Below are 20,958 nucleotides of genomic sequence, written 5' to 3' on the forward strand. Positions count from 1 at the left end.
CCTCCGCTGTGCCTGTCACGATCCTACTGGCGTCCCCGCCGCTCGCTAGGCTGTTGCGCATGGCAAAAGCGATCGGCGTGGACATCGGCGGGACCGGCATCAAGGCGGGACTCGTCGACCTCGAGCACGGCACTCTCGACTCGGACCGGATCCGGGTCCCCACCCCGCAGGGCGCGGCCCCTGCAGACGTCCTCGCGGCCGTCAAAGAGGTGCTCACGACTCTGAAGCTGGAGGATCCCACCCTCCCTCTCGGCGTCGCCTTCCCGGCGATCGTCAAGCATGGCAAGACCCTCTCCGCCGCGAACATCTCGAAGGACTGGATCGGCTTCGAGGCCGAGCGCTTCTTCGAGGACGGCCTGGGCCGCCAGATCACCTTCGTGAACGACGCAGACGCCGCCGGTGTCGCGGAGAGTCGCCATGGTGCGGCCCGAGACGCCCAGGGCCTGACGATCCTCGCCACCCTCGGCACCGGCATCGGATCCGCGTTCCTGTACGACGGCGTGCTCGTGCCGAACACCGAGCTCGGGCATCTGTCGTTCCGCGGGGACTCGATCGAGAAGTGGGCCGCGTACTCCGCGATGGAGCGCGACAAGCTCAGCTGGGAGGAGTGGTCCGCGCACCTGCAGGACTTCTTCTCGCACGTCGAGTTCCTGTTCAGCCCCGACCTGTTCGTGGTCGGCGGCGGCGTCTCCAAGCACCCGGAGAAGTTCCTGCCCCTGCTCGAGCTGAACACCCCCATCGTCGCCGCGATCCACCGCAACTCGTCCGGTATCATCGGCGCCGCGTCCCTCGCCGCCGACTGACCCGCCCCCACGTCGAAGAGGCCCGGATCCGCGTCCTGCGGATCCGGGCCTCGTTCGTATGCATGAGCTAGTCTGCGCCAGAAGCCGCGCTTCTTGGACTCAAATCGATCGCCAATTCCGGCTATTTTCGTATCTTTGTGCTAGACTGTGGTATGGACTTCACCACAGACGATGTCGAGGCGGACGGCGATTTCGCGGCCGTTTCGGTCGGTCGTGAGCAGGTGGATGAGACATTCGTCGCGGCGCGTCTGCTGGACGATCTGATCCAGGACGATGTCGCGATCAACCGCCGTGCGGCGCGTCGTGCTGTCGGGGTGTGCACGGTGCTGGAGCACGTCCGTCGCCATCCCGAGATCTACACGGTCGGTGACGCGGCCGATGACGCCGATCACTCTCTGCGGTCCGCGATCTTCGAGGTGTCCCTGCGGTTGCAGGTCTCGGAGGACGAGGTGCGCCGGCTGCAGTGCATCGCCGAGACGGCCCCGGAGTTCTTGCCGCTGCTGTGGGCGCAGGCGTGGGAGGGCCTCGCCGCCCTGCGCTTCGTCGAGGCGGCGGTCTCCGCGGCTCTGCGCCTGCGGGCGCCGGTGGGCGCTGACCGTGCCGAGCGCGAATATGCGGCGGAGGCGATCAGCCTGATCGATCAGGCCAGTGCAGAGTGGGCGATGTCTCTGTCGCTGCCTGCGTTCCGGCGGCGGCTGAAGCTTCTGGTCGCTCGGCTGGATCCTGCGTCCCAGGACTCGAAGCACGCCCGTGGGATGGCCGACCGTCGCGTCGTCGTCGAGGATGCCGATGACGGCATGTCGTGGGTGATGGCGCTGGTGCCGACGATCACCGCGCTCGCGATCAAGCGGCGCCTCACCGCGACGGCGAAGCACCTGCAGAAGGATCGGCGCGAGCAGCGCACCCGTGATCAGATCCGTGCGGATCTGTTCGGTGATTGGCTGTGCGGGGTCGGCACGTCGTCTGCAGTGAAGACGAAGGTGTTCGTCACGATTCCCGCCGGACTCCTCGCCGGCGCGGGGACGGCGACAGCCGGCACCGCTACGCTGACGGGCGGTGCGGGCAACCCGGTCACCTCGCTCACCCAGGCGCAGCTCGTCGGGCACGGGCCGATCGATCCGCTCACCGCTCAGCAGCTGTTCCTGGAGGCGACGGCGTTCCGGCGGGTGATCACGGATCCGGTCCGCGGCGTCGTGCTCGACATGGACCGCCGCACGTACCGCCCCACCACAGCGCAACGCGACTGGCTGATCCTGCGACACGGGACCTGTGCGAGAGACGGGTGCACCCGGCTCGCGCTCGATGCCGATCTCGACCACGAGCGGGCGTGGGCTCGAGGCGGGCCGACCGACGTCGGCAACCTGCGCCCGCTATGCCCCGCCGACCACGCGCGCAATCACCGCACCCGGTTCCACTTCCGGAGCCGAGAGGATCGCACGGTAGAGGTCACCAGCCCGACCGGATTCCACACGACCGACCCGCCACCGTTCTGAGACGGCGACGAGCTGACCGGGAAATCCTGATCAGTCTCCAGTTTGTGAACGGGCCGGCCTGTACGCCGGGTTCTGTGCCGGGGCCGAAGCCCCATCGACGGTCATCTCTCTCGGCGACGCGTTGCCGCGCCGCTCCAGCGGCCTACCCGGGGACTCGGCGAGCCGCGTCATCATCCCCTGTCTGGCCTTGCTCCGGGCGAGGTTTACCTGGCGGGCCGTGTCACCACGGCCCCCGGTGGTCTCTTACACCACCCTTTCACCCTTACCCCGCGGCCTTGCGACCGGGGGCGGTCTTCTCTCTGTGGCACTGTCTCGCGGATTGCTCCGGGTGGGTGTTACCCACCGCCCTGCCCTGTGGAGCCCGGACGTTCCTCGGTGCGGTTGCCCGCCACGCGACCGTCCAGCCGACCCGTTCGGATCCAGTCTACGAGTCCTTACCCGCATCTTCGGCGATCTTCAGATCCAAGGGGACGTCGATCTCGAACCCGGGGAACAGTCGCCGGGTCGCCGCCACCGCTGCCTCCTCGACGCAGCGTGCCGCCGCATCGGCCAGCTCGCGCGGCGCATGCACGATCACCTCGTCGTGCAGGAAGAACGCCAGATGCGCCCGCCGCGCGAACACCGGCCCTGAACGGTCCGCCGAGGTCCGTGCGTCCGGCAGGGTCCAGAGCCGGTGCCGGATCTCCGCCAGCCAGAGCAGCGCCCACTCGGCCGCGGTGCCCTGCACGACGAAGTTGCGGGTGAACCGTCCGCGGTCCCTCGCCCTGCTGCGGGCGAACCGTTCGTCGGAGCCGTCGGCGTCGGGGTCGCTGGCCCGCGACTGCGCGGACGTCCACGCGGTGTCCGGCCGGGGCGAGCTGCGGCCGAGCAGCGTGCTCACCACTCCGCCGTCCTCACCGGTCTTCGCTGCACCGTCGACGAGCGCCATCGCACGGGGGAAGACGCTGCGCAGCCGCGGCCCGAGGCGTCCGCTCGGACCGGTGGTGGCACCGTACATCGCCCCGAGGACCGCATATTTCGCCTCCTGCCGGGTCTGCACCGCGCCCGAGCGCACCACGCCCTCGTACAGGTCGGCGCCGCGCGCGGCTCCCGCCATCGCCGTGTCCTTCGACATCGCGGCGAGCACGCGCGGCTCCAGCTGCGCGACATCAGCGCAGATCAGCACCCACCCGTCGTCGGAGCGCACCGCCGGACGCAGGCTCCGGGGAATCTGCAGCGCTCCCCCGCCGCTGGACGCCCACCGGCCGGTGACGACGCCGCCGGTCAGGTAGACCGGCCGGAACCGCTCCTCGTGCACCCACTCGGACAGCCACGCCCAGCCGTTCGCAGCGTAGAGCCGGGCGAGCTTCTTGTACGCGAGCAGCGGCTCCACGACAGGATGCTCGATCTCGCTCAGCTCCCACCGCGAGGTCGAGTCGACCACGATCCCGGCCCGCCGCAGCGACTTCAGCAGTCGCGGCGGGCTGTCCGGGTTGAGCGAGGGATCCTCCAGCGCGTCGGCGATGCGGGCGGCGAGCTCGGCCATCCGGGCCGGGCGCGCACCCGAGGCGGGGCGGGGCCCGAGCGCCTCGCGCAGCAGCCGCTCATGCTCGGCCGTGCTCCACGGCAGCCCTGCGGCGGTCATCTCCTCGGCGACGAGGGATCCGGTCGACTCGGCGGCACAGAGCAGTGCGAGGCGGCTGTCGGGGGCGCGGCTGAGCGCCGCCCGCTGCCTGGCGTACTCCTCGAGCAGCTCGTCGATCTGCGGCGTCTCGCCCGTCCCCTCCTGCAGCGAGAACAGCGCCGGCGCCTCCGCCCCGATCAGCGGATCGACGCGGATCCATCGGCCCGACGCGGGGACCGGCACGGCGAGGCTCGCCGTGTCGCGGAGGATCGCGTGACACAGCAGCAGGTCGTGCGCGCGGTGGATCCGCACGCCGGCTGCGAGCAGCGGCGGGTAGACGTCGCGCAGGCTGCGCAGAATCCAGCGCGGCCGCGCGGACGCCTCCCACACCGCGACCGTCGACGCGAGATCCTGAGGGGCAATGCTCTCGCGGCCGAGCTCGACACCGGCCCCGTCGAGCTGCACCGCACTCCAGGACTCACCCGACCCGCCGCGCCCCAGCATGATCTCCTGCGGAGCTGCGCGTTCGATCATGTCTTCGAATCTACGCGCCGTGACCGACGCCGGGCCACAGGACGCGCCCCGCGTGTGTCGACTTGTATCGAGGCCGAGGCGGATGTCGTCGTGGCGGGCTAGCGTTGAGGAACCGGAGAGGAGACCCTGTGTCCGACGCATCGCCCTTCATCGCCCACAACGGCTTCGCCCTGCCCGCGCAGGGCCTGGGCACCTACGACTTCCGCGGCGAGGAAGGCGCGGACGCGGTCAGAAGCGGCATCGAGAGCGGCTACCGGCTCATCGACACCGCGTTCAACTACGAGAACGAGGGCGCGGTCGGCTGGGGCATCTCGGGTGCGGCGGTGGATCGCGGCGAGCTCATCGTCACCACGAAGATCGCCGGCCGCCACCACGCCAGGCACAAGGCACTGGTCACGATCGAGGAGAGCCGATTCCGCCTCGGGGTGGACGCGATCGACCTGCTGCTCATCCACTGGCCGAACCCTCGGATCGATCGGTACGTCGAGGCCTGGGCCGCGCTCATCGAGGCCCGCGAACTCGGACTGGTGCGCCAGATCGGGGTGTCGAACTTCCTGCCCGAGCACCTGGAGAAGATCGAGGACGCCACCGGCGTGCGGCCGGTCGTGAACCAGATCGAGCTTCATCCGCGATTCCCCCAGCAGGAGGCGCTCGACTACCACCGCGAGCGCGGCATCATCACCGAGGCATGGAGTCCGCTCGGCAAGGCCGGAGAGATCCTGCAGGATCCGTCGATCATCACGGTCGCCGAGGCGCACAGGATCACGCCGGCGCAGGCCGTGCTGGCCTGGCATGCGGCCCGCGGCGTCGTGGCCATTCCCAAGGCCGCCTCGCTCGAGCATCAGGCGCTGAACCTGACCGCGGCTCAGGTGAGGCTCACGGCCGAGGAGGTCGCGGCGATCACGGCCCTCGGCCGCGCGGACGGCCGGCTCTGGGCAGCCGACCCCGCCACGCACGAGGAGCTCTGAGCCACCCGGGTCAGAGCGGAATCAGTCGGCAGCCGGGGCGTTCGAGCCCAGGCCCGACTCCTCCGTGCGGATCAGGATGCAGCCGCACTCGGGGCACGACACCACCTCGTCGTCGGCGGCGAGGCGGATCAGGTTCAGATCCGTGCCGGGCAGCACCATCCGGCAGCCCTCGCAGGTCCCCCGGCGCAGCAGCGCCGCGCCCGCCGTGCGTCCCACCCGGCGCTGATACTCGGCCATGAGCGACGGCGAGACCGAGTCGACGAGCGCGACCCGGTCGCGCCCGAGCTGCTCCAGCGAGCTCGTGGCCGCGGCGATGAGCGCCTTCGCCTCCACCGTCAGCCGGGTCCCCTCGGAGACCGTCTCGTCGATGAGCGCCTGCTGCGCGGCAACGGCCGCTTCCGCGTCTTCGAGACGTGCCATGAGCTCCAGTTCCGCGTCCTCCAGGTCGCTGATGCGGCGCCCGAGGCTCACGATCTCCTGCTCGAGCGCGACCGCGTCCTTGGCGTTCTGCGTCGCCGCGAGCCGGCCCGCGTCGCGATCCCGGCGCTGTGCGGCGAGCACCACGTCGGACTCGAGACGCTTCAGCTCGGTCTGCACGTCATCCCTGGCGCCGGCCAGCTGGGTGAGCTCGCGCAGCTGCCCCTGACGCTGGGCCGAGAGCTCGTTGATTCGATCCCCCTGCGCGGGGTGCGTGCGGGCATACTCCGACTGCACGATGCGGCGATCGATGTCGGCGATGTCGAGGAGCACGAGCTGGTGCACGGGGTTGGCTTTCACGCGATCAAACCTACGCCAGCGCGGGGTGCGCCGACGTCGGGAGTTGCGTCACGCCACATCGCCGTCGACGTAGTACCAGCGCCCGCCCTCGCGCACGAAGCGGCTGCGTTCTCTCAGCACGCCTCGTCCGCTCGCGTCGCGGTGGATCGCCTCGAACTCGACCACGCCGGCCGCATCGAACGGGCCGCCCGCCTCTTTCCCGATGATGTCCAGCCGGAGCCAGCGCAGCTCAGGGTCGATGTCGATCGCATCCGGCCGCGTGGACGGATGCCAGGAGCGCCGCAGATATGCGGCGTCCCCCACAGCGAACGCCGTGTACCGCGAGCGCATCAGGCGTTCGGCGGTCGGTGCGGGACGCCCCGACAGGATCGGCCCGCAACAGGCCTCGTAGGCGTCCCCGCTGCCGCACGGGCACCGGCCCGCGGCAGATGGGGCCGCCATCAGACGCCGATCCGGTCGAGCGCGTCAGCCAGTCGCTGCACCGTGCCGTCCACGTCGGCGAGCTTGTCCAGGCCGAACAGGCCGATCCGGAACGTCGAGAACGACTCCGGCTCACCGCAGTGCAGCGGCACGCCGGCCGCGATCTGCAGACCCTGCTCGCGGAACAGGACTCCCGTGCGCAGCCCCGGATCGGTGGTGTGCACGACCGCGACACTCGGCGACGCGAATCCGTCCGCGGCCACCGAGGGCAGGCCCCGTTCTGCGAGCAGAGCGCGCACGCGGGTGCCGAGGTCCCACTGCGCCGCGCGCAGCGCCTCGAAGCTGCGCTCGCGGGTCTCGGTCATCACCACGGCGTTGTGCTGCAGTGTGTCGGTGGGCATCGTCGCGTGATAGGGCGCGCGGCCCTGGCGGTACTCCTCGGAGATCCACAGCCACTTCGCGAGATCGATCGCGAAGCTCGACGAGGTGCGCGTCAGCACCGCCTCGCGCGCAACGTCGCCGAGCATGACGTATCCCGCACCTGGGGATCCGCTCCAGCCCTTCTGCGGGGCGCTCAGCAGCACGTCTACGCCGAGGGCGGCGATGTCCACCCAGAGCGCGCCGGACGCGATCGAGTCCAGCACGAGCAGACCGCCGACCTCGTGCACGGCGTCCGCGAGGGCGCGCACGTACTCGTCCGAGAGCAGGATCCCCGCGGCCGTCTCCACATGCGGGGCGAACACGACCTCGCTGCGCTGGGCGCGGATCGCCGCGACGACCTCGTCGATCGGGGCCGGCGCCCAGCCCGGCTGCGCAGAGTCATCGACCGGGCGGGCAGCGCACACCACCACGTTCGGCGAGATCTCCCCCGCGTCCAGGATCTGGGACCAGCGGTAGGAGAACAGGCCGTTGCGCACGATGAGGCAGCGTCGACCCGTGGCGAGCTGGCGTGCGACTGCTTCCATGGCATAGGTGCCGCCACCGGGAACGATCGCGGTCGTCGCGGCGCCGTACGCGGCACGCAGATCAGACTGGATGCTCTGCATCACCCCGATGAAACGCTCGGACATGTGGTTCAGGGAGCGGTCCGTGAAGACCACCGAGTACTCCAGCAGGCCACCGGGATCGACCTCATCGTGCGGAAGATGCATGGCCCCACCTTGCCACGAACGACCGGATCGCGGCACGTCGTCTGCGGTGCGCCCAGAGAGACTCGAACTCCCGACCCCCTCGGTGTAAACGAGGTGCTCTAACCGACTGAGCTATAGGCGCGCACCTCCGACTTTAGCCGCCGCTGCCGCGTCCTCCGTCGCGCACCGCCTCGGGGGAGGAACAGGGATAGGCTGGATCCGCGCGCCTTTGTGCGGAGTCGACAAGACTCCCCCGCGTGGCATCCCGACTTCGTTGGCTCGACCAGCCAGACAGACGAAAGGCCCCCTGTGACTGTTCACGACCAGGATCCGTACTCCCAGGGCCCGCTCGACAGCGACCCCGAAGAGACCACCGAGTGGCAGCAGTCGCTCGACGAGCTCGTCGACGCGAAGGGCCACGGCCGCGGGCGCGAGATCATGCTCAGCCTGCTCAAGCGCTCGAAGGACTTGCATCTGGGCGTGCCGATGGTCCCGACCACGGACTACATCAACACGATCGCCCCGGAGAACGAGCCTGCCTTCCCGGGCGACGAAGACCTCGAGCGCCGCTACCGGCACTGGATCCGGTGGAACGCCGCGATCACCGTGCACCGCGCGCAGCGCCCCGGCATCGGCGTCGGTGGCCACATCTCCACCTACGCCTCGGCCGCCTCGCTGTACGAGGTCGGCTTCAACCACTTCTTCCGGGGGCAGAACCACCCCTCGGGCGGCGATCAGATCTTCTACCAGGGGCACGCCTCCCCCGGCGCCTACGCCCGCGGTTTCCTCGAGGGCCGGATCAGCGAGCACCAGCTCGACGCGTTCCGCCAGGAGAAGTCCGGCGCGCCGAACGGCCTGCCGTCGTACCCGCACCCCCGGATGATGCCGGAGTTCTGGCAGTTCCCGACGGTGTCGATGGGCCTCGGCCCGATCAACGCGATCTACCAGGCGATGACGAACAAGTACCTCGCCAACCGCGGCATCAAGGACGTCGCCGACTCCCACGTGTGGGCGTTCCTCGGCGACGGCGAGATGGACGAGGTCGAGTCGCGCGGACAGCTGCAGGTCGCGGCGAACGAGGGCCTGGACAACCTCACCTTCGTGATCAACGCCAACCTGCAGCGCCTGGACGGCCCGGTGCGCGGCAACGGCAAGATCATCCAGGAGCTGGAGAGCTACTTCCGCGGCGCCGGCTGGAACGTCATCAAGGTGGTGTGGGGCCGGGAGTGGGACAAGCTGCTCTCCCGCGACACCGACGGCGCCCTGCTGAACCTGATGAACGTCACCCCCGACGGCGACTACCAGACCTACAAGGCCGAGAGCGGCGCCTACGTGCGCGAGAACTTCTTCGGTCGCGACGAGCGCGCCCTGGCCCTGGTCAAGGACTACACGGACGACGAGATCTGGCGCCTCCGCCGCGGCGGCCACGACTACCGCAAGGTGTACGCGGCCTACAAGGCGGCCATGGAGCACAAGGGGCAGCCGACCGTCATCATCGCGAAGACCGTCAAGGGCTACGGCCTCGGCCCGCACTTCGAGGGCCGCAACGCGACGCACCAGATGAAGAAGATGACGCTGGACGACCTGAAGCTGTTCCGCGACACGATGCACATCCCGATCTCGGACGCGCAGCTCGAGGCCGATCCGTACCGTCCGCCGTACTTCCACCCGGGAGAGAACGACGAGACGATCCAGTACATGCTCGAGCGCCGCCGCGACCTGGGCGGATTCCTGCCCGAGCGCCGCACCACGCATGTGGACCTGGAGCTGCCGCAGGACAAGGACTACGCGCTGCCGAAGAAGGGATCCGGCAACCAGGAGGTCGCCACGACCATGGCGTTCGTGCGCATGGTCAAGGACCTCATGCGGGTCAAGGGCTTCGGCGAGCGGATCGTCCCGATCATCCCGGACGAGGCGCGCACGTTCGGCATGGACGCGTACTTCCCGACCGCGAAGATCTACAACCCGAACGGCCAGAACTACACCTCGGTCGACCGGGAGCTGCTGCTCGCGTACAAGGAGAGCCCGCAGGGCCAGCTCATGCACGTCGGCATCAACGAGGCGGGCGCTGTGGCCGCGTTCACCGCGACCTCGACGTCGTACTCGACGCACGGTGAGCCGCTGATCCCGATCTACATCTTCTACTCGATGTTCGGCTACCAGCGCACCGGTGACGCGTTCTGGGCCGCCGGCGACCAGATGGCGCGCGGCTTCGTCATCGGCGCCACCGCGGGTCGCACCACGCTGACCGGCGAGGGCACCCAGCACGCCGACGGGCACTCGCCGCTGCTCGCGTCGACGAACCCCGCCACGCTCGTCTACGACGCGGCGTACGGCTACGAGGTCTCGCACATCGTGCAGGCCGGCATCGAGCAGATGTACGGCGGGAACCACCCCGACCCCAACGTCATGTACTACCTCACGGTGTACAACGAGCCGATGCGCCAGCCGGCCGAGCCGGCGGACGTGGATGTCGAGGGGATCCGCAAGGGTCTGCACCGCATCTCGGTCGGCGAGGGAGACGGGCAGCGCGTGCAGCTGCTCGCCTCGGGCGTTGGCGTGCCGTGGGCAATGGAGGCGCAGCAGCTGCTGCGCAACGACTGGGGCGTGACCGCCGACGTGTGGTCGGTCACCAGCTGGACCGAGCTTCGCCGCGACGGCCTCGCCGCCGACGAGCACAACTTCCTGCACCCGGACGAGGAGCCGCGCACCGCGTACCTGACCACCAAGCTGCGGGACGCGCAGGGTCCGTTCATCGCCACCAGCGACTACATGCACGCGGTGCAGGACCAGATCCGGCAGTGGGTGCCCGGCGGGTACTACACGCTGGGCGCCGACGGCTTCGGCTTCGCCGACACGCGTGCCGCTGCTCGTCGCTTCTTCAAGATCGACGGCCCGTCCATGGTCGTGCGCGCCCTGCAGGCGCTGGCGGACGAGGGCAGGATCGACCGTTCCGTGGTCGGCCAGGCGATCGCGAAGTACGACCTGCACAACGTGAACGCGGGCACGAGCGGGAACGCCGGCGGCGACAGCTGACCCCCTGACCGCCCGTGAGCACACCCCCGGAGATGAACAAGCAGGAGACGCTGGCGTGGCTGCGCCGCATCTCCGGCGACCTCGCCACCGCGACGCTGCAGCGTCTCGAGGACTCGCTGCCCTGGTACGCCGAGATGCCACCGGCCCGACGCTCCGCCGTCGGGCTGGTGGCACAGGCCGGCATCACGTCGTTCATCCAGTGGTATGACGATCCGACGTCGACGCCGTGGATCGCGGCCGACATCTTCGCCGCGGCTCCCCGCGAGCTGCTGCGCAGCGTGAGCCTGCAGCAGACGCTGCAGCTCATCCGCGTCACGGTCGAGGTCACCGAGGATCGGGTCGCGGGCAAGGGCCGGAACCTGCGTGACGCGATCCTGCTCTACTCGCGCGACGTCGCCTTCGCGGCCGCCGATGTGTACGCCCGCGCCGCCGAGGCCCGCGGTCTCTGGGACGCACGGCTGGAAGCCCTGGTGGTCGACTCGATCCTCACGGGCGAGGCCGACGAGGAGCTCCCCAGCAGGATCGCCGCACTCGGCTGGCACGGGCACGGCGAGGTGTGCGTCATCGTCGGCACCACCCCGTCGCAGTTCGACGTGGACCAGGTGCGCCGCACCGCGCGCAAGCTCGCCGTCGACGTGCTGATCGGGGTGCAGGGATCCCGGCTGGTGCTCGTGATCGGGCGTGCCAAGCTCGAGACCCGCGAGGACGGCGGCGAGCCGGACGAGGTCTCGTTCGGCGACATGGCGCGCACGCTCGAACCGTCATTCGGCCCGGGATACGTCGTGGTCGGGCCCGCCGTGGCGGCGCTCGTGGACGCCGGTCAGAGCGCCAGAGCGGCGCTGGCCGGCTTCGCGGTGGCGCGCGCCTGGCGCGGCGCGCCACGTCCCGTGGACGCCGATGAGCTCCTCCCGGAACGGGCAATCGCGGGTGATCCGCTGGCCAAGCAGACCCTCATCGAGCGGGTCTTCCGCCCGTTGCACGACCACTCCACCGACCTCGTCACGACGCTGTGGAGCTACCTCGACAACGGTCGGTCCCTCGAAGCCACCGCCCGCGAGCTCTTCGTGCACCCGAACACGGTGCGGTACCGGCTGAAGCGGATCAGCGAGGTGATCGGCTGGGACGCCACCGGCCCGCGCGAAGCGTTCATCCTGCAGACCGCGCTCGTGCTCGGCACGATCGGCATCACGGATCCGGTCCGCCGTGGCCTGCGCCCCCGCCGCCCGCGCTGATCGGTCCCTGAGCCTGTCGAAGGCTGTGCGCATCGCACAATCGTTCTGCGGAATCTTGTGAGGGTTATGCCACCGAATCCCGCAGATCGTTGGCAGACTGTACAGGTGATCGTCTTCGCATGCCCGGGTCAGGGTTCCCAGACCCCCGGCTTCCTCTCCCCCTGGCTCGAGCTCGACGGCGTGGCCGAGGACCTGGCCGCGTATTCGGACGCCGCCGAGGTCGATCTGGTGACGCACGGCACGATCTCGGACGCCGACACGATCCGCGACACCCGCATCGCGCAGCCGCTGATCGTGGCCGCGTCCCTCATCGCCGACAAGGCCTTGCGTGAGCGTGCCGGCCGTGGCCCCGACGGAATCGCCGGGCACTCGGTCGGCGAGTTCGCTGCCGTCGCGGCCGCAGGAGTCTTCGACGGCATCACCGCGATGACTCTCGTCGGCATCCGCGGGCGCGCGATGGCGGACGCGGCAGCGCAGACCCCCACGGGGATGAGCGCCGTCGTCGGCGGCGACGAGGAGGCGGTCCTCGCTCTGCTCGCCGATCTCGATCTCACACCCGCCAACTACAACGGCGGCGGCCAGATCGTCGCGGCGGGCGCCCTTCCCGCCCTCACCGCTCTGGCCGAGACACCGGTGCGCGGATCCCGCGTGATCCCGCTCCAGGTCGCCGGAGCCTTCCACACGGACTACATGGCGTCCGCCGTGGCCCTGCTACGCGACGCCGCCGGAGGCGTCGACGCCGCTGACCCGGCGCTGACCCTGTGGACCAATAAGGACGGATCCGTCCTCGGCGACGGAGCCACAGCCCTGCAGAACCTGGTGACGCAGGTCTCCTCGCCCGTCCGCTGGGACCTGTGCATGGCCTCGTTCGCCGCGCACGGCATCACCGGCCTCATCGAGCTCACCCCGGCCGGCGCCCTCACCGGGCTCGCCAAGCGCGGGCTGCGCGGCGTCCCCGCCGTCGCCGTGAAGACCCCTGACGACCTCGATGCGGCCGTGGCGCTGCTGAACACCCCCTCGAACGGAGAAGCAGCATGACCACGCTGAAGCAGGCTTCCGGCCCCGCGTTCACCCGCATCTACTCCGTCGGCGCGGCACGCGGCGAGAACGTCGTGCCCAACGACGACCTGATCGGCCCGATCGACTCGAGCGACGAGTGGATCCGCCAGCGCACCGGGATCATCACCCGCACACGGGCGGTGGCGACCACCGACGCGATCGACCTGTCCACGACCGCCGCGCGCGAGGCCATCGAGAAGTCCGGTGTCGCTCCCTCCGACATCGACGTCGTGATCGTCGCCACGATCAGCAACCCGAAGCAGACCCCGTCGGTGTCCGCGATCGTCGCCGATCGCGTCGGCGCGAACCCCGCCGCGGCCTACGACATCAACGCCGCGTGCGCGGGATACGCCTACGCCGTCGCGCAGGCCGACGCGCTCATCCGCGCGGGCGCCGCTCGGCATGCTCTCGTGATCGGTGCGGAGAAGCTGTCCGACGTCGTCGACCCGACCGACCGGAGCATCTCGTTCCTACTCGGCGACGGTGCGGGCGCGGTCGTGATCGGCCCGAGCGACACGCCCGGCATCTCCGCCACGGTGTGGGGCTCGGACGGCTCGAAGGCCGATGCGGTCGGCATGAACCACACGCTCACCGACTTCCGCGACGGCAAGGCCCCCTGGCCCACGCTGCGGCAGGAGGGCCCGACGGTGTTCCGCTGGGCGGTCTGGGAGATGGCCAAGGTCGCCAAGCAGGCGCTCGAGCTGGCCGGCATCGAGGCGTCCGATCTCGCCGCGTTCATCCCGCATCAGGCGAACATGCGCATCGTCGACGAGTTCGCGAAGCAGCTCAAGCTCCCCGAGTCGACCGTGATCGCGCGGGACATCGAGACGACCGGAAACACGTCCGCCGCCTCCATCCCGCTCGCCACGCATCGGCTGCTGCAGGAGCACCCGGAGCTCAGCGGGGGCCTCGCGCTGCAGATCGGCTTCGGCGCCGGTCTGGTGTTCGGCGCGCAGGTGGTCGTGCTCCCCTGAGCGGGCGCGCCGCCTCCTAGACTGTTCACCGGTTCGAAACCATCCAACGAAAGAGGAAAACATGGCCTTCAGCAACGACGAGGTCCTCGCGGGCCTTGCAGAGCTCATCACCGACGAGACCGGCATCGACGCCTCGGAGGTCGCTCTGGAGAAGTCCTTCACCGACGACCTGGACATCGACTCGATCTCCATGATGACGATCGTCGTCAACGCGGAGGAGAAGTTCGGCGTCACCATCCCCGACGACGAGGTCAAGAACCTCAAGACCGTCGGGGACGCCGTGAGCTTCATCGTCGCCGGCCAGGAGTGACACCCGCGGATGCCACCCCCGGGTCCCCGAGCCTGTCGAAGGGCGCGGGGCGTGGCATCCTCCGCCTCCCCTAACGCTCCCTGAGAAGGATCACGCATGACCAAGCGCATCGTCGTCACCGGCATCGGTGCCACGTCCGCCCTCGGCGGCACCGCCCCGGAGAACTGGGCCAACCTGCTCGCCGGCGTCTCCGGCACGCACACGCTCACGCACGACTGGATCGAGACCTACCAGATCCCGGTCACGTTCGCCGCTGAGGCGTCCGTCCGGCCGGAGGAGGTCCTTCCGCGGCACGAGGCCAAGCGCCTCGACCCGTCCGTGCAGTTCGGCATGATCGCCGCCCGCGAGGCGTGGGCCGACGCGGGCGCCCCCGAGGTCGCCCCCGAGCGCCTTGGCATCGACTGGGCCACCGGGATCGGCGGCCTGTGGACGCTGCTCGATGCGTGGGACACGCTCCGCGAGAAGGGACCGCGCCGGGTCATGCCGCTCACCGTCCCGATGCTGATGCCGAACGCGGGAGCGGGCAACCTGTCGCTCTACTTCGGCGCCAAAGCGTTCGCCCGCACGGTCGTGAGCGCCTGCGCCTCGAGCACCGAGTCGATCGCGAACGCCTACCAGCACCTGCAGGACGACCTCGCCGACGTGATCATCGCCGGTGGCGCGGAGTCCGCGATCCACCCGATCACGATGGCGTCCTTCGCGTCCGCGCAGGCGCTGTCGCGCCGCAACGACGACCCCGAGCACGCCTCCCGTCCCGGCGCGATCGACCGCGACGGCTTCGTGATGGGCGAGGGCGGCGCGGCGCTGGTCATGGAGACCGAGGAGCACGCCAAGGCGCGCGGCGCCAAGATCTACGCCTACGTCGTCGGCGGCGGCGTGTCGGCCGACTCGTACCACATCACTGGCAACGACCCCGAGGGTCACGGCGCCGCCCGCGCAGTGGAGCAGGCGCTGGCGCAGGCCGGGGCCTCCCCGGACGAGGTCACCCACATCAACGCGCACGCGACGTCGACGCCGGTCGGCGACCCGAACGAGTACGGCGCGCTGAAGAAGGTCTTCGGCGACCGCATCGACCAGATCCCCGTGTCGGCGACCAAGGCGTCCACCGGGCACCTGCTCGGCGGCACCGGCGCGCTCGAGGCCGTGTTCACGATCCTCGCCCTGCGCGACCGGGTGGCTCCCCCGACGATCAACATGACCGAGCCGGATCCGGCGGTGCCGTTCCAGCTGTCCGGCGAGCCCCAGCCGCTCGGCCCCGGCCCTCAGCTCGGGATCAGCAACTCGTTCGGATTCGGCGGCCACAACGCGGTCGTCGCGTTCCGCTCCTACGACGGCTGAGCCCGTACCCACGGACACGAGCATCGCCCCGGTCGCTTCTTCCTCGAAGCGGGCGGGGCGATTCTCTTCCTTGCGTCGTCGTGTGTTCCTTCTCCGGTCGTGGGCCGAGGATTCGCTTTCTCGGGTTCCGGGTCCCTGCTCTCCGACCCCCGATAGTCACGCCTCCTGCGGTCCGCGTCCCTTCGTGTGATCCGGGCCCCTCGACCGGCCGCTGAGCCTGTCGAAGCACATGGACCGGATCACACGAGTCCTATCCGACCTTCCAGCACAGCGGCTCAACCGACCTTGTGCAGCCAGACCACGCGGGCGTCGTCGCTCGCGTGCCGGAACGGCTCCAGCTCGTCGTCCCAGGCCGAGCCGAGGGCGACGTCGAGCTCGCGCTGCAGTTCCGCGGCGCTGCCCGCGGCGATCTCCATCGCGTAGCGGATCCGGTCCTCGCCGATGACGATGTTGCCCGCGGCGTCGGTCTGCGCGTAGTGCACACCGAGGTCAGGCGTGTGCAGCCAGCGGCCGCCGTCGCTGCGCGGGGTCGGATCCTCGGTCACCTCGAAGCGCAGGTGCTCCCACCCGCGGATCGCGGTCGCCAGAGCGGCTCCGGTGCCGATCGGGCCGTCCCAGTAGAACTCCGCGCGGCGGGCGCCGTTCAGGACGGGCTGCTCCGACCACTCGAAGTTGACGGCGCGCCCGATAGCGCGTCCGACCGCCCATTCCAGGTGCGGACAGAGCGCGCGCGGCGCGGAGTGGATGTACACCACCCCGCGAGCTTGTGCTGTCGCCATGGTCTCTCCGTTTCATCAGGTGCGTCTTCCCCTACGACCTGATCCGCGAAGCACGGCGTTATGCGGTTATGCGCCCATTCTCACCGATCCCCAGCGAAATCACAAGCATGTAACTCTCGTTTCTTCCCCTTTTCCACCTCCTGGCGTGAGCAGGATGCCCCCGAGCGCAGCAAGGGGCCCCTCAGCCGCGCTGGCTCGGGTCGGGCGGGGCGCGCGAAGCGCGCCGGGACTGCGCGGCTGAGGGGCCCCTTGCGGAGCGGCGACCTGGGTCAGGCCTCGCTCATCGCGATCTTCTCCTGCTGCCCCTTGGCGGCGTAGTACGCGGCACGGGCGGCGTCGCGGCGCGCCTGCTCCTCGTAGCCGGCGTCCAGGATCGCCTGGTCGACCGGGTAGTTCTCCACGTCCTGGGTGCCGTGGTACTTCTCGATGTAGGCGTCGAGCTCGGGCCCGGAGGTCCACGAGGTGATCAGGCAGTAGCGAGGCTCGGTGCCGTTGTGGGTGGTGGCGTGCCAGAGACGCTGGGTGTCGACGATCAGCTGCGCGCCGGCCGGCAGGGCGATGCGGTACTCGACGCTCGGGTCGGTGCGGTTCTCGCGGAGGACGAAGTAGCTGTCCTTGTCGTCGGTGAGGTTGAAGAAGCCGCGCACGACCCAGCCGGTGCCGTCGGGGTTCAGGCGGTTGTTGTCGTCCTGGTGCAGGTTGTAGAGGCACTCGCCGTACGGCGTGGGCTGCAGCTCGATCACACGGCACCGGCCGACGTTCGCGCCCGGTTCCTGCGCGCGGCGCGTCAGGTTCGGGGCCTTGGCGGTCTGCTCGTCGATCCAGACGCCGTCCTTGTCGGTCCGCGGCGGCACGTGGTTCCAGAAGCCGTTGCACTCGATCTCGCCCTTGGCGGAAGCGAGCGGGGCGAAACGGGTGTCGCCCGAGGACTTCCAGTCGTTGTACTCGATGTCGAGCCACTCCTGGGGGTCCAGCTCCTGGTTGTAGCTGTCGAGGACGAGGAAGCCCTTGTCCGCGAGGGCTGCGGAGGTGATGTATGCCATGAGCGAGTCATGTCCTTTCATAAAGGGGCCAGCACGTTTTAACAGGCCCTTCTTAGGCCAGCCTAACAGCGGCCCCTTCGAGGCCCCCGGAGTGCGGCCCGTGAATATCCGGAACCGCCTCGAGCCCTGAATAGACTGGTTCGGCAGGACCCGATCCGAGGAGACGCACAGCAGCATGAGCACGGCCACCAACGTCGAGGCGACCGCCGTCAGCACGATCGAGTGGCTCTCCTCCCCCTCCACCTCGATCGTGGTGCCCGTGTATCAGCGCCAGTACCGCTGGGACATCGGCGGCTGCGAGAAGCTGCTCACCGACATCCGCGCCGTCGCCGACGAGGACGACGCGCATCGGCACTTCATCGGCTCGATCCTGTCCGCCGAGGACCCGGCGCACCCGGACGCCGACCTGATCCTCATCGACGGGCAGCAGCGGATCACCACGCTCATGCTCCTGATCGCGGCGCTGCACCACGCCGTGCGGGACGCGGATCCGGCCCTCGCCGCGGAACTCCGCCGCGTCCTGCTCCGCGCCGATGATCCCGATCGCACCAAGCTGCGCCCGCATGACGCCTGGGCCCACCTGTTCGAGTCGGTCGTGCTGGACCGCGGGGACGGCGCCGCGCGGGAATCGCGCTTCGATGACAACTATGCGTTCTTCCGCTCGCAGATCCAGGCCGACGAGGCGGCGCGGATCTGGCGTGGTCTGGAGCGTCTCGAGCATGTGTCGATCACGCTCGGCCCCGCTGCCAGCGCGCAGCAGATCTTCGAGAGCCTGAACTCGACCGGCGAGCCGCTGCGGGATCACGAGCTCATCCACAACTACGTGCTGATGGGGTTGTCGCACGCCGAGCAGCAGCAGGTCGAGGACGAGTTCTGGCTGCCGATCGAGCGCAGCACGGGCGACGCGATCGGCGCGTTCTGGCGCCATTTCCTGATCATGACCACCGGCCGCGAGGTCGCCGTCGGGGGCGAGCACGGGGTGTACGAGGCGTTCCGGCGCGAGTTCCCGGGGCAGGACCTGGACGCCCTCCGCACCCAGGCGCAGGTGTGGCGGGAGTACTCCGACATCTACCGGGTGCTGCTCGATCCGACCGAGGAGCAGGATCCGGAGATCCGCCGGCAGCTCTCGTACGTGAACGCCTTCGGCCGTGCGACCTACCCGCTCGTGCTGAGCGCCTACCGGGACCACCAGCGCGGCACGATCACGAAGGACGAGCTGATCCGCACGCTGGAGCGGATCCAGTCCCTGCTGCTGCGCCGCGCTGTCGTCGGCGTCCCGACCGACCGGCTGATCGCACGCCTGTGCCGGGCCAGGGCGGAGGGCCCGGAGCAGCTTCTGAAGGCGTTCGCCCGGATCACGCCGTCAGACGAGCGCATCCGGGTCGCGCTCAAGTTCGCCGATCTTCCGCACGCGCTGTACGTGCTCGGTCGCCTCGAGGGACTGCAGGACCCGGCCGGGTTCGACGTGGAGTACGTCGTCCCGCCCGCGCCGCACAACAACTGGTCCGGCGACGGCGAGCGCCTCTGGAGCGAGTACAGCGAGGACGAGCAGAACAGTCACCGCGCGCTCGCCTCGACCCTCGGAAACCTCGCGCTGATCGAGCAGCCTCTCGCGGAGCGCGTCTTCGGCGATTCCTTCCCGGCCAAGCGCGACACGTATCGGCGCAGCCGGATCGCGGGGACCGCCGAGCTCGCCGGCCTCGACACCTGGGGCACGGCCGCCATCGCCCGGCGCACGGCGGCACTCACCGCGGCGTTCGTCCGGATCTGGCCGCGTCCGGCCGTGACCGACATCGACGACGACGGCCTCACCCCCATCCTCGACGCGGTGCGCCGCCGCGGCTGGCCCGCCGGGTGGGAGCGCGAGTTCGAGTACGTCGAGTACCGCGGAGAGCGCTGGGACGTGCCGGACGTGAAGTACCTGTTCAACCGGGTGTTCCGCCGGGGCTGGACCGACACCCGCGAGGCGCTCGACGCCTTCACCGCGCGCAACGGCGGTCCGATCTACCCCGAGATGGCCTGGAAGGGCCCGTGGGACGAGCTCGACGAGAATCACTTCCTCTACATGGGGTGGGACTCGAAATACATGATGAGCGCGGTGCAGGGCCTCCTGGAGGAGGCGGGTCTTGCCTCGGAAGTGTTCGTGAAGTACTCCTATATCGGAAATGTGATGTGATGACGACGATCTCTGCCGCCCCCGTGCTGCGCCGCCGGATGATGGACCTGACTCTGGAGGAGCACACGCTCACCGTGCCGCTGGTGTGGTCGGATCCCGCCGACACGCGCACGATCGACGTGTTCGCCTCCGTCGTCACCCGTGAGGGCGGCGAGACCCTCCCCTACCTCGTGTTCCTGCAGGGCGGCCCCGGATCCGAGGCGCCGCGAGCGATGCACGCGCCCGCGTCCCCCGTCTGGCTCGACCAGGCCCTCGCGCACTACCGCGTCGTCATGATCGACCAGCGCGGCACCGGACGCTCCACGCCGGTCGGCGACGGGATCCTGGAGCGCGGTGCAGACCAGGTCGCGGAGTACCTCACGCACCTGCGCGCGGATGCGATCGTGCGCGACTGCGAGGCGATGCGGGAGCACCTGGGAGCGCCGACGTGGAACGTGCTGGGCCAGTCGTTCGGGGGTTTCACGACCCTCGCGTACCTGTCCACCGATGCCGCCTCGCTCGATCGCGCCTACATCACCGGCGGTCTGAGCACGGTCACGCGCACGCCGGACGAGGTCTACGCGCTCTGCTACGACAAGATGCGCACCTCTTCGGAGAAGTACTACCGGCGTTTCCCGGAGCACCGTGAGCGGATGCGCCGCCTCGTGGATCTGGCCGCGGCGGGCGACATCGTGCTCCCGGACGGGGAGATCGTCTCGCCGTCTCGGCTGCGGTCGGCCGGATCCGCCCTCGGCACGAACGACGGCTGGCAGACGCTGTGGCAGCTGCTGGAGCTGGATCCTTCGACCAACGCGTTCCGGTACGACCTCGCCGACGCGATGCCGTTCGGCGGGCGCAACCCGCTCTACTTCGTGTTCCACGAGTCCAGCTATGCGAGCGGTCACGTCACCGGCTGGTCGGCCGAGCGCGTGGAGCCCTCCGATTTCGCCGAGGACGTGACGCTGTTCACCGGCGAGCACATCCGTCGCGACTGGACCGAGACGGTGCCCGCCTTCCGGCCGTGGCGAGACGTCGCGCTGGCCCTCGCCGAGCACGAATGGCCGACGATCTACGATCCGGCCGCGATCGCCTCTTCGGGTGCGCGGGGTGCCGCCAGCGTCTACGTGAACGACGTCTACGTGCCGCTCGAGTACTCGCTCGAGACCGCGGAGCTGATGCCCGACCTGCGGCTCTGGATCACGAACGAGCACGAGCACAACGGCCTGCGCTCCGGCCCCGTCCTGGAGCGCCTGATCGAGCTCGCCCACGACCGCAGGATCCGCTGACGCGTACCCGCCGCCGTG

17 protein-coding genes, 1 tRNA gene and 1 other RNA gene are annotated in these 20,958 nt (G+C 69.8%); 11 read left to right on the forward strand and 8 right to left on the reverse strand.

What is annotated here, in order from left to right:
• Nucleotides 1-59: 59 nt before the first annotated feature.
• The gene (ppgK, locus tag ABD882_RS06650; protein ID WP_345185476.1) at nucleotides 60-803 is read left to right on the forward strand and encodes a polyphosphate--glucose phosphotransferase; all 744 of its coding nucleotides are present in this window, start codon (nucleotides 60-62) and stop codon (nucleotides 801-803) included.
• 152 nt (nucleotides 804-955) lie between these two features.
• Entirely contained in the window at nucleotides 956-2,296 is a 1,341-nt protein-coding gene (locus ABD882_RS06655; protein WP_345185477.1) for an HNH endonuclease signature motif containing protein, read from the forward strand.
• 45 nt (nucleotides 2,297-2,341) lie between these two features.
• Here ABD882_RS06655 and rnpB read toward each other — a convergent pair.
• Both rnpB and ABD882_RS06665 read right to left on the reverse strand, forming a co-directional pair.
• An RNA gene (gene rnpB, locus ABD882_RS06660) (RNase P RNA component class A) lies at nucleotides 2,342-2,708 on the reverse strand.
• 12 nt (nucleotides 2,709-2,720) lie between these two features.
• Nucleotides 2,721-4,433 carry a bifunctional 3'-5' exonuclease/DNA polymerase gene (locus tag ABD882_RS06665; protein ID WP_345185479.1) on the reverse strand — a complete coding sequence of 571 codons (1,713 nt, stop codon included), beginning with the start codon at nucleotides 4,431-4,433 and terminating at the stop codon, nucleotides 2,721-2,723.
• Between the two features lie 128 nt (nucleotides 4,434-4,561).
• On the opposite strand from ABD882_RS06665, the gene ABD882_RS06670 reads away from it, so the two are divergent.
• Nucleotides 4,562-5,401 (forward strand): aldo/keto reductase, encoded by an 840-nt coding sequence (locus ABD882_RS06670; protein WP_345185480.1) that lies wholly within the window; start codon nucleotides 4,562-4,564, stop codon nucleotides 5,399-5,401.
• A gap of 21 nt (nucleotides 5,402-5,422) precedes the next feature.
• Here ABD882_RS06670 and ABD882_RS06675 read toward each other — a convergent pair whose 3' ends face one another.
• The 4 genes from ABD882_RS06675 to ABD882_RS06690 all read right to left on the reverse strand — a co-directional run bounded on the left by ABD882_RS06675 (nucleotide 5,423) and on the right by ABD882_RS06690 (nucleotide 7,870).
• Nucleotides 5,423-6,178 carry a zinc ribbon domain-containing protein gene (locus ABD882_RS06675; protein ID WP_345185482.1) on the reverse strand — a complete coding sequence of 252 codons (756 nt, stop codon included), beginning with the start codon at nucleotides 6,176-6,178 and terminating at the stop codon, nucleotides 5,423-5,425.
• Nucleotides 6,179-6,226: 48 nt separating this feature from the next.
• A complete protein-coding gene (locus ABD882_RS06680) occupies nucleotides 6,227-6,619 on the reverse strand; it encodes a YchJ family protein (protein ID WP_345185483.1) in 393 nt (130 codons plus the stop codon).
• Nucleotides 6,619-7,749 (reverse strand): pyridoxal-phosphate-dependent aminotransferase family protein, encoded by a 1,131-nt coding sequence (locus ABD882_RS06685; RefSeq protein ID WP_345185485.1) that lies wholly within the window; start codon nucleotides 7,747-7,749, stop codon nucleotides 6,619-6,621. Before ABD882_RS06685 ends, ABD882_RS06680 begins: the two co-directional genes overlap by 1 nt.
• Nucleotides 7,750-7,796: 47 nt before the next feature.
• A tRNA-Val gene (locus ABD882_RS06690) sits at nucleotides 7,797-7,870 on the reverse strand.
• Nucleotides 7,871-8,037: 167 nt separating this feature from the next.
• Here ABD882_RS06690 and aceE point away from each other — a divergent pair.
• The 6 genes from aceE (at nucleotide 8,038) to ABD882_RS06720 (ending at nucleotide 15,677) form a co-directional block, all read left to right on the forward strand.
• The gene (gene aceE / locus ABD882_RS06695; protein ID WP_345185487.1) at nucleotides 8,038-10,764 is read left to right on the forward strand and encodes a pyruvate dehydrogenase (acetyl-transferring), homodimeric type; all 2,727 of its coding nucleotides are present in this window, start codon (nucleotides 8,038-8,040) and stop codon (nucleotides 10,762-10,764) included.
• Between the two features lie 32 nt (nucleotides 10,765-10,796).
• Entirely contained in the window at nucleotides 10,797-11,996 is a 1,200-nt protein-coding gene (locus ABD882_RS06700) for a PucR family transcriptional regulator (RefSeq protein ID WP_345185857.1), read from the forward strand.
• A 105-nt stretch (nucleotides 11,997-12,101) separates the two neighbouring features.
• Entirely contained in the window at nucleotides 12,102-13,034 is a 933-nt protein-coding gene (locus tag ABD882_RS06705; protein WP_345185488.1) for an ACP S-malonyltransferase, read from the forward strand.
• Nucleotides 13,031-14,029: a beta-ketoacyl-ACP synthase III gene (locus ABD882_RS06710; protein ID WP_345185490.1), complete on the forward strand. Its 999-nt coding sequence runs from the start codon at nucleotides 13,031-13,033 to the stop codon at nucleotides 14,027-14,029. The genes ABD882_RS06705 and ABD882_RS06710 overlap by 4 nt, the downstream gene beginning before the upstream one ends.
• A 61-nt stretch (nucleotides 14,030-14,090) precedes the next feature.
• The gene (locus ABD882_RS06715; protein WP_045270633.1) at nucleotides 14,091-14,339 is read left to right on the forward strand and encodes an acyl carrier protein; all 249 of its coding nucleotides are present in this window, start codon (nucleotides 14,091-14,093) and stop codon (nucleotides 14,337-14,339) included.
• Nucleotides 14,340-14,435: 96 nt separating this feature from the next.
• Nucleotides 14,436-15,677 carry a beta-ketoacyl-[acyl-carrier-protein] synthase family protein gene (locus ABD882_RS06720; protein WP_345185492.1) on the forward strand — a complete coding sequence of 414 codons (1,242 nt, stop codon included), beginning with the start codon at nucleotides 14,436-14,438 and terminating at the stop codon, nucleotides 15,675-15,677.
• A gap of 275 nt (nucleotides 15,678-15,952) precedes the next feature.
• On the opposite strand, the gene ABD882_RS06725 is transcribed toward ABD882_RS06720, so the two are convergent.
• The gene (locus ABD882_RS06725; protein WP_345185493.1) at nucleotides 15,953-16,456 is read right to left on the reverse strand and encodes a DUF3145 domain-containing protein; all 504 of its coding nucleotides are present in this window, start codon (nucleotides 16,454-16,456) and stop codon (nucleotides 15,953-15,955) included.
• A 269-nt stretch (nucleotides 16,457-16,725) separates the two neighbouring features.
• Nucleotides 16,726-17,499: a hypothetical protein gene (locus tag ABD882_RS06730; protein WP_345185495.1), complete on the reverse strand. Its 774-nt coding sequence runs from the start codon at nucleotides 17,497-17,499 to the stop codon at nucleotides 16,726-16,728.
• 175 nt (nucleotides 17,500-17,674) lie between these two features.
• Between ABD882_RS06730 and ABD882_RS06735 the strand changes: the two genes are divergently transcribed.
• Both ABD882_RS06735 and ABD882_RS06740 read left to right on the forward strand, forming a co-directional pair.
• A complete protein-coding gene (locus ABD882_RS06735; protein WP_345185497.1) occupies nucleotides 17,675-19,675 on the forward strand; it encodes a GmrSD restriction endonuclease domain-containing protein in 2,001 nt (666 codons plus the stop codon).
• The gene (locus ABD882_RS06740; protein ID WP_345185498.1) at nucleotides 19,675-20,940 is read left to right on the forward strand and encodes an alpha/beta fold hydrolase; all 1,266 of its coding nucleotides are present in this window, start codon (nucleotides 19,675-19,677) and stop codon (nucleotides 20,938-20,940) included. Before ABD882_RS06735 ends, ABD882_RS06740 begins: the two co-directional genes overlap by 1 nt.
• The last annotated feature ends 18 nt before the right edge of the window (nucleotides 20,941-20,958 follow it).

The sequence above is a fragment of the Microbacterium panaciterrae genome (assembly GCF_039541635.1).
Classification (GTDB): domain Bacteria; phylum Actinomycetota; class Actinomycetes; order Actinomycetales; family Microbacteriaceae; genus Microbacterium; species Microbacterium panaciterrae.

What these genes read in the sequence shown, in the direction of transcription:
- ppgK (WP_345185476.1), top strand. Translation starts at nt 60, where the DNA reads ATGGCAAAAGCGATCGGCGTGGACATCGGCGGGACCGGCATCAAGGCG.
- ABD882_RS06655 (WP_345185477.1), top strand. Translation starts at nt 956, where the DNA reads ATGGACTTCACCACAGACGATGTCGAGGCGGACGGCGATTTCGCGGCC.
- ABD882_RS06665 (WP_345185479.1), bottom strand. Translation starts at nt 4,433, where the DNA reads ATGATCGAACGCGCAGCTCCGCAGGAGATCATGCTGGGGCGCGGCGGG.
- ABD882_RS06680 (WP_345185483.1), bottom strand. Translation starts at nt 6,619, where the DNA reads ATGGCGGCCCCATCTGCCGCGGGCCGGTGCCCGTGCGGCAGCGGGGAC.
- ABD882_RS06685 (WP_345185485.1), bottom strand. Translation starts at nt 7,749, where the DNA reads ATGCATCTTCCGCACGATGAGGTCGATCCCGGTGGCCTGCTGGAGTAC.
- ABD882_RS06700 (WP_345185857.1), top strand. Translation starts at nt 10,797, where the DNA reads ATGAACAAGCAGGAGACGCTGGCGTGGCTGCGCCGCATCTCCGGCGAC.
- ABD882_RS06710 (WP_345185490.1), top strand. Translation starts at nt 13,031, where the DNA reads ATGACCACGCTGAAGCAGGCTTCCGGCCCCGCGTTCACCCGCATCTAC.
- ABD882_RS06715 (WP_045270633.1), top strand. Translation starts at nt 14,091, where the DNA reads ATGGCCTTCAGCAACGACGAGGTCCTCGCGGGCCTTGCAGAGCTCATC.
- ABD882_RS06720 (WP_345185492.1), top strand. Translation starts at nt 14,436, where the DNA reads ATGACCAAGCGCATCGTCGTCACCGGCATCGGTGCCACGTCCGCCCTC.
- ABD882_RS06725 (WP_345185493.1), bottom strand. Translation starts at nt 16,456, where the DNA reads ATGGCGACAGCACAAGCTCGCGGGGTGGTGTACATCCACTCCGCGCCG.
- ABD882_RS06730 (WP_345185495.1), bottom strand. Translation starts at nt 17,499, where the DNA reads ATGGCATACATCACCTCCGCAGCCCTCGCGGACAAGGGCTTCCTCGTC.
- ABD882_RS06735 (WP_345185497.1), top strand. Translation starts at nt 17,675, where the DNA reads ATGAGCACGGCCACCAACGTCGAGGCGACCGCCGTCAGCACGATCGAG.
- ABD882_RS06740 (WP_345185498.1), top strand. Translation starts at nt 19,675, where the DNA reads ATGACGACGATCTCTGCCGCCCCCGTGCTGCGCCGCCGGATGATGGAC.